Annotated in this window: 1 rRNA gene; it reads right to left on the bottom strand. The window is 55.8% G+C overall.

What is annotated here, in order from left to right:
- Window positions 1–1399, bottom strand: a 23S ribosomal RNA gene (locus ACWCXC_RS37440); the annotation flags it as partial.

Here is a 1399-nt window from a genome sequence, read left to right as displayed (position 1 = left end):
AAGGAGGTGGGAATACTCATCTCGAAGCAGGCTTCCCGCTTAGATGCTTTCAGCGGTTATCCTTTCCGAACGTAGCCAACCAGCCATGCCCTTGGCAGAACAACTGGCACACCAGAGGTTCGTCCGTCCCGGTCCTCTCGTACTAGGGACAGCCCTTCTCAATATTCCTACGCGCACAGCGGATAGGGACCGAACTGTCTCACGACGTTCTAAACCCAGCTCGCGTACCGCTTTAATGGGCGAACAGCCCAACCCTTGGGACCGACTCCAGCCCCAGGATGCGACGAGCCGACATCGAGGTGCCAAACCATCCCGTCGATATGGACTCTTGGGGAAGATCAGCCTGTTATCCCCGGGGTACCTTTTATCCGTTGAGCGACAGCGCTTCCACAAGCCACTGCCGGATCACTAGTCCCGACTTTCGTCCCTGCTCGACCCGTCGGTCTCACAGTCAAGCTCCCTTGTGCACTTACACTCAACACCTGATTGCCAACCAGGCTGAGGGAACCTTTGGGCGCCTCCGTTACTCTTTAGGAGGCAACCGCCCCAGTTAAACTACCCATCAGACACTGTCCCTGATCCGGATCACGGACCCAGGTTAGACATCCAGCACGACCAGAGTGGTATTTCAACGACGACTCCACAACCACTGGCGTGGCCGCTTCACAGTCTCCCACCTATCCTACACAAGCCGAACCGAACACCAATATCAAACTATAGTAAAGGTCCCGGGGTCTTTCCGTCCTGCTGCGCGAAACGAGCATCTTTACTCGTAGTGCAATTTCACCGGGCCTATGGTTGAGACAGTCGAGAAGTCGTTACGCCATTCGTGCAGGTCGGAACTTACCCGACAAGGAATTTCGCTACCTTAGGATGGTTATAGTTACCACCGCCGTTTACTGGCGCTTAAGTTCTCAGCTTCGCCACCCCGAAGAGCAGCTAACCGGTCCCCTTAACGTTCCAGCACCGGGCAGGCGTCAGTCCGTATACATCGCCTTACGGCTTCGCACGGACCTGTGTTTTTAGTAAACAGTCGCTTCTCGCTGGTCTCTGCGGCCACCCCCAGCTCACGGAGTAAATCCGATCACCAGGAATGGCCCCCCTTCTCCCGAAGTTACGGGGGCATTTTGCCGAGTTCCTTAACCATAGTTCACCCGAACGCCTCGGTATTCTCTACCTGACCACCTGAGTCGGTTTAGGGTACGGGCCGCCATGAAACTCGCTAGAGGCTTTTCTCGACAGCATAGGATCATCCACTTCACCACAATCGGCTCGGCATCAGGTCTCAGCCTTATATGTGTGACGGATTTACCTACCACACGGCCTACACCCTTACCCCGGGACAACCACCGCCCGGGCTGGACTACCTTCCTGCGTCACCCCATCGCTTACCTACTAC

This window comes from Streptomyces sp. NPDC001515 (assembly GCF_053597115.1).
This window is presented reverse-complemented; position numbering and strand designations above follow the sequence as displayed.